General features: G+C 72.1%; 5 protein-coding genes. 1 reads left to right on the top strand and 4 read right to left on the bottom strand.

Going from position 1 to position 6219, the window contains the following annotated elements; all coding sequences use genetic code 11:
* From ACRDSK_RS30835 to ACRDSK_RS30820, 4 genes are all read right to left on the bottom strand, one after another.
* The coding region (locus ACRDSK_RS30835; RefSeq protein WP_431444916.1) for a dynamin family protein at positions 1 to 759 on the bottom strand (759 nt) is incomplete at its 3' end.
* Between the two features lie 124 nt (positions 760 to 883).
* Entirely contained in the window at positions 884 to 2731 is a 1848-nt protein-coding gene (locus ACRDSK_RS30830; RefSeq protein ID WP_431444915.1) for a dynamin family protein, read from the bottom strand.
* Positions 2732 to 2740: 9 nt separating this feature from the next.
* On the bottom strand, positions 2741 to 3454 hold the full coding sequence (locus tag ACRDSK_RS30825; protein WP_431444914.1) for an IniB N-terminal domain-containing protein: 714 nt from the start codon (positions 3452 to 3454) through the stop codon (positions 2741 to 2743).
* A gap of 73 nt (positions 3455 to 3527) precedes the next feature.
* Entirely contained in the window at positions 3528 to 4127 is a 600-nt protein-coding gene (locus ACRDSK_RS30820; protein WP_431444913.1) for a hypothetical protein, read from the bottom strand.
* 332 nt (positions 4128 to 4459) lie between these two features.
* Between ACRDSK_RS30820 and ACRDSK_RS30815 the strand changes: the two genes are divergently transcribed.
* A complete protein-coding gene (locus tag ACRDSK_RS30815) occupies positions 4460 to 6073 on the top strand; it encodes an Hsp70 family protein (RefSeq protein WP_431444912.1) in 1614 nt (537 codons plus the stop codon).
* The last annotated feature ends 146 nt before the right edge of the window (positions 6074 to 6219 follow it).

Raw genomic sequence — 6219 nt, 5'->3', positions numbered from 1 at the left:
ACAGGTGTGCGCGAGCAGCCCGGCGACCGCGACCACGTTCTGGCACAGCCCGCGCAGTGCCGGCTCGGACCGGTACCGCGTCGCGATCGCCCGTGCGGCGAACATCGCGTCCAGCCGGCCGGCGCCGATCTCGTCGGCGCGGGAGATCACCGCGACCGTGTTGACCGCGGTCGCCCGCGCCACGCCCTGGTCGCGGAACGCCTCCAGGAACTCGGCGTCGGCCACGTGCAGGTGCCGCATCAGGTAGAGCACGGCGTCGGCCTCGGTCGGCGTGTCGTCGTCCGGCTCGAGGAAGTTCACGGTCCGCTTGGAGACGCCGTCGTTGATCGACGCGACGCCCGGGGTGTCGATCAACGTGGTGGCCCGCAGGCTCTGCGCCGGCCAGTCGACGACGAGCCGGTCCAACCGGTCGGCCGAGGTGGTGCCCAGGTCGATGTCCAGCGCGCCGTCGCGGCGGACCACCGGCAGCGGCGTCGGCCCGCCGTCCTTGGGGTACATGACGATCCGCGGCGCCGGACCGTTGCGGTACCAGGTCACGACCTTGGTGCACTCGCCCGCGTCAGTCGGCGCGACGGCCTCCCCGACGAGCGCGTTGAGCAGCGTCGACTTGCCGGCCTTGACCTTGCCGGCGATCGCCACCCGCAGCGGCTCGTCCAGCCGCTGCAGCTGGTGGCGCAGCAGCTCGACGGTCCGTGGCTGGTCGCGGTACGCGGCGAGTGCCGTGTGCAGCACCTGCCGCACCGCGTGGGACAGGATCATGCTGTGTCCTCGGTTCGCTCCGTTCGGGCGCTACCCGCCGTCTTCCCTCCTGCGCTGCTCGCCGTTCGTTCCTCACGGCTGCGCTGCTCGTCAGTCCAGACGGCGGACGCTTCCTCTCTCCCGCTCATGCTGCCGCGCCCGTCCTACCTCGCGGCAGCAGCGTGCGGACCTGCTGCGCCACCTTGTCCAGCCGCGCGATCTCCGCGTTCAGCTCGGCCAGCCGGTCGTCGCGCTCGGCCTTGGTCGCCTTCACCGACGTCTCCGCCGCCTTCAGCGACTCCTGCAGGGAGCGCTTCATCTGCTCGGCCTGCGCGGTGAAGTGGTCGCGCAGCACCCGCTGCACACCGCGCAGCATGTCGCGGGAGTCCTTGCCGACGTGGAAGGTGACGTCGTCGACGTAGCGGCGCAGCGCGGTGCGCGCGTCGTTCTGCCGCTTCGTGACCAGGCGGCGGCGCTCGTCGCCGACCGCCTTGCGGCCCATCAGCAGGCCGGCGCCCACGGCGATGGGGTTCGTCAGCGAGAAGCCGACCATCGTGCCGAGCATGCCGAACATCAGCATGCCCATGTAGCCGCCCTTCATCCCGGTCATCAGCCGCTTTCCCATCCCGAACGACTCGGCGTCGTCCCGCATGGTCATCGCGCGCACCGACCGAAGCGCGTCGGACGGCTCGATGCGCAGTGCCGGCAGCACGTGCGTGCGCTCCTCGTCGAAGTGCTCGGCGACCTTCTGGGCCAGGTACCGCGCGCGCTGGGTCGCCCACACGTAGTTGGCCGACGCCGCGGCCGCCGCGCACTGCTCCACCCAGGCGACGAACTGCTCCCACGTGCGGGTCGGGTCGCCGCCGTTCTGGATGACCTCCTCGGCGTCGCGGACGATCTCGCGCAGCCGGTCCCGCAGGTCGTAGTCGATGTCCGCGTTGAGGTCGGCGACGCCGTCGTTGAGGGTCTGCTGCCAGCGCGCTGAGCGCTCCTTCAGGCCGGTGGCGCGCTGCTCGGCCGCGGTCAGCCGGCGGATGACCTCCTGCACGCTCTCCGGGTTCTCCTGCGCGGCCTGCTCGGTGCGCAGCGCGGCGACGACCTGGTCGGTGACCGCGTGCACGTCGTGCACGGTCGACCGGCGGGCCAGCTCGTCGGCCCGGCCCAGGACGTCCTTGCGCAGGTAGCCGACGAGCGGGGCGTAGCCGGAGTCGGCCGCGAGCTCGGCCCGCAGCTCGTCGTCCTCCGCGAGCAGGGCGTGCCAGCGCATGGTCGAGGACACGGTGAACAGCGGCGCGTCGATGCCGGCCCGGCGCAGGTGCCCGCGGTCCAGCTCGGCGATCGTGCGCCATTCCGGGTACATGTCGGTCTTGGTCAGCACGCACGCCACGTTCGGGCACACGGCCACGGCCTGGCGCAGGAACTCGAGCTCCGGCCCGGTGTACTCCTGCGAGGCGTCGGACACGAGCAGCACGGCGTCTGCCGCGGGCAGCGTGGCCGCTGTCGCCGACGCCTGCACGGAGCTCAGCCCGCCCACGCCGGGGGTGTCGACGAGCACCAGACCGCCGGCCAGCACCGCCCGAGGGAGCCCGATCTCGACCTGGTTCAACCGCTCCCGGTTGCCGGGGTTGCCCTGCTCGGTGGCGTGGCGGGCGATGTCGTCCAGCGGGACGGTCGTGCGCTCGGTGACGGCCTCGGTGCCGACGCCGTCCAGCACCCGAATCACGGCGGCCGCCGGGGTCTCGGCGTAGGTGACCACGGTCGGCACCGCGGTCGCGAGGTCGTCGAGCACCGGGCACACGGGCGCCCCCACGAGCCCGTTGACCAGCATGCTCTTGCCCTTCTTGAACTCGCCGACCACGAGCACGCGCACGTGGTCGGCGAGCAGCCGCTCGCGTGCCTGCCGCAACCGGGCCTCGAGGTCGGGGCGCTCGTACCTCGCGAGCGCCCCGAGCGCGAGGTCCACGGCCGCGACCGGCTCAGCCTTCGCCGCCATCACGCCACCTCACGCGACCGGTGAGTCGGCGAGGTCGGGCTCGCCGTCGACGAGGGGGTCCTCCTCGACGGGCTGGATGCCGGCCTCCGGCTCGGCGTCGAACGGCACGTCCTCCGGGCCGGCCTCGACCGGCTGGATGCTCACCTCGCCGTCCTCGGGGTCGGCCGCCGGGCCACTGGTGGCCGGGTCGTCGGACCCGCTCGGGGCCTCGGCCGGCTCCTCCGACTCGGCCGGGTCCCCACCCTCGGTCGGCTCCTCGGACTCGTCGTCGGTCTCGTCGTTGAACGAGTCCTCGACGTTGATCACGTCGACGTCGTTGTTGATCGTGTCGTTGTCCTGGATGGCCGTGACCTCGTCCTGTGAGTTGAACGAGTCGATGATCGTCGTGTCCCGGTTGTCGATGGTGATGTTGGTCTGGTCGATCTGCCGGCTCTGGTCGATCTCGAAGGTGTTGGTGGTGTGCAGGATCTCCCGCACCGCGCTGCCGCCGCCGCTCAGCGAGCCCTCGTGGTACCCGCTGGGCTGGGACCCGCCGTCGGAGCGAGGCTGGGCGCTGCCGTTGTCGGCCATGATCAGCCGCGCGTCCTGGACGTCCTGCGCGGTGACGTCCTGCAGGCCCTTGCCGCCCAACGTGCCGTCGGGGTCGCGCTCGAACTCCCGCTTGGTTTCCTCATCACGCATCAGGCCCATCAGGAAGTCGATGAGCGTGTCGATGGATGCCATGTCGGTCACTCCAAAGTGGATTAAATGCGTGGCCGGAACGCGTCGAGCAGCTCCGGCCACGCACGGTCAGGGATCACACCGGCAGGTCGAGGTCGTCGATCTCGGTCTCGATCTCGGCCTCCACCTCGGCGCGGAAGTCCTGGTCCAGGTCCGCGTCGGCGTCCTGCACCTGCGTCTGGTCCGCCTCGACGTCCTGGTCGGTCTCGTTGTCCTGGTCCAGGTCCTGGTCGCTGGTCTGGTCGGCGTCCACGTCGACCTTGGACTCGGCGCTGCCGCCGTCGCCACCGCTGGCGTCCGCGCTCCCACCGGTGCCGCCGGCACCGCCGACGCCCACGCCGGATCCACCGGTCGAGTCGCCGAAGTTGATGTTGAACTTGCCGCTCTGGGCGATGTCGCCGGCGTCCCCGCCGATGCCCGCGCCGGAGCCGCCGTTCGCGCTGCCACCCACCGCGACGCCGCCGTTACCGCCGTCGCCGGCCACGGTCGTGGTGTCGGTGTCGGTGTCCTGGCTCTGGTTGTTGTCCTGCGAACCGACCTGGTTGGTCTCGTTGTCCGCCGCCTGGTCGGCGATCTGCGCGCCTTCCTGGTTCTGGTTGCTCTCCTCGTCCAGCACCGTGGTCAGGTCCACGTTCGCGACGGCCTTGAGCATCTCCGACAGGTCGAAGTTCGTCATCTTGCACTCCTTGATGGTGACTTCTCGTTGGGGTGCAACGCCTTTCGCGGCACCCGCCGAGCATCCGCCCGGCTGACACCAAAGCTAGGTCGGCTCGCCGCGCCTGCCATCCGGATGTTCCCCGTCCGTCTCGTCGGGGGTACGGGGGTGGGTGGGGGACCGTGCGGGGCCGCTAAGGGGTTTTCCCCGATGCCGGCGGGCCTCACCAGGCCACATCGTGGTTCGTGAACAAGTCCGCGAAATTCGTTTGAACCAAACCGGGCCGATTTACGTATCGAATCCATTCGGCTGGTGAGTGAGAGGGGAAGCCGGAAATGTCTTACCAGGTCGGAGTGGATTTAGGCGCAACATTCACCGCCGCGGCGGTGTGCCGTGCCGGGCGTGCGGACGTGGTCGCGTTCGCCCCCCGCGCGGCGTTCGTGCCCTCCGTGGCGTTCGTGAACCCGGACGGTTCGCTGGTGCTGGGAGAGGGTGCGGAGCAGCGTGCGGCGACCGAGCCGGACCGCGTCGCGCGGCAGTTCACCCGCCGGGTCGGGGACGGCACGCCGCTGCGCCTCGGCGGGGTCTCGATGACCGCCGACGCGCTCACCGCACGGTTCGTCGCCCACACCGTGGGCACGGTCGCGGGCATGTGGGGCGGTCCGGCCGCGGGCGTGGCACTGACGCATCCGGCCGGCTGGGGGCAGCACCGGCTCGCGTCGCTGCACGCGGCGCTGGCCGCGCAGGGCCTCGGCTCGACGGTCTTCCTGACCGGAGCGCAGGCGGCCGCCCACGCATACGCGGAGCACGTGCCCGTCGCGGCGGGCGAGCTCGTCGCGGTCTACGACCTCGGCGGCACCGGGTTCGACGCCGCCGTGGTGCGCCGGCTTCCCGACGGCCGGTTCGCACTCGCCGCCCGGCCCGAGGAGCTCGAGGTCGGCGGCCTGGACTTCGACGAGCTCGTGTTCGACCACGTGCGCCGGGCGTTGGGGGACCAGTGGACGGGACTGGACCCGGCCGACCCGGCCATGCGAACCGCGTTGGCCCGGCTGCGGCGGGAGTGCACGCTCGCCAAGGAGGCGCTGTCCGCGGACACCGACGTGCAGATCCCGGTGGTGCTGCCGGGCGTCGACACCCGGGTGCGGCTCGCGCGTGCCGAGTTCGAGGAGCTGATCCGCCCGACGATCGAGGAGACCGCGGCGACGCTGTACCGCGCGATCGACGCCGCCGGCAGCGCGCCGGCGGACGTGCCCGCCGTGCTCCTCACCGGCGGCTCGGCCCGCATCCCGCTGGTGACCCAGGTCGTCTCGGAGATCCTCGGCCGGCCGGTCACCGTGGCCCCGAACCCCAAGGGCGACGCCGCGATCGGTGCCGCGCTCGCCATCGGCGGGCTCGACGCGGACGAGCCGGCCGCGCGGATGACGGAGGAGCCGACGCGCGTCGTGCTGCGTGCCGCCCCGGCGCCGGCGCCGGTGCGCCCGCCGGTGCCGGTCGCCCTGGCCGCCCCGACCCGGCCGGCCGCCAAGTTCGGTCTGTCTCGGACGGTCGCGGCCGCGGCGGCAGTCGCTACTGGACTTCTCGTGGGTGGCGGCATCATGCTTGCTTCGAACACCGGGCCCACCGGCGCCGAAGCCGACACGAAGCTGCCGAGCCCGACGCGTTCGACCGAGCAAACCGTCACGACCACGCCCCCCACGACGACTAAGGAAAAGAAGGCCGCGGCGGAGACGCCGCGCCGGACGGCCGAGCCTCGCCGCACCCAGGTCGAGGAACCCCTGCCAGAGGAACCGGCCAACACCGAGCAGACCGAGCCACCCGAGTCGACGACCACCACGCCGCCGGACACCACCACCACGACGCCGACGGACACGACGACCCCCACCAGCCCCGAGAGTCCAGAGAATCCCGAGGATCCGCCGGCCGAGGAGCCCGCGGACCCCGGCCAGGCGGAAAGACCCCAGTCATGATCGGCGGCGACTTATTGGAGAACGACGGTCTGCGCGCGGACCGGGCGTGGCGGGCGGGTGAGATCGCCGCCGCGATAGAGGCGGCCGACCACGCGCTGGCACGGGGCGAGGACCCGCAGTGCCTGGCCGCCGGGGTGGCCGCGGCC

It is taken from the genome of Actinophytocola sp. (assembly GCF_050699915.1).
Classification (GTDB): Bacteria; Actinomycetota; Actinomycetes; order Mycobacteriales; family Pseudonocardiaceae; genus Actinophytocola.
The sequence above is the reverse complement of the archived record's forward strand: the minus strand, read 5'-3'. Positions and strand labels throughout refer to the sequence as shown.

Excerpts from the sequence above, each read along its gene's own strand:
- ACRDSK_RS30830 (WP_431444915.1), bottom strand. The coding sequence starts at position 2,731 with ATGGCGGCGAAGGCTGAGCCGGTCGCGGCCGTGGACCTCGCGCTCGGG.
- ACRDSK_RS30825 (WP_431444914.1), bottom strand. The coding sequence starts at position 3,454 with ATGGCATCCATCGACACGCTCATCGACTTCCTGATGGGCCTGATGCGT.
- ACRDSK_RS30820 (WP_431444913.1), bottom strand. The coding sequence starts at position 4,127 with ATGACGAACTTCGACCTGTCGGAGATGCTCAAGGCCGTCGCGAACGTG.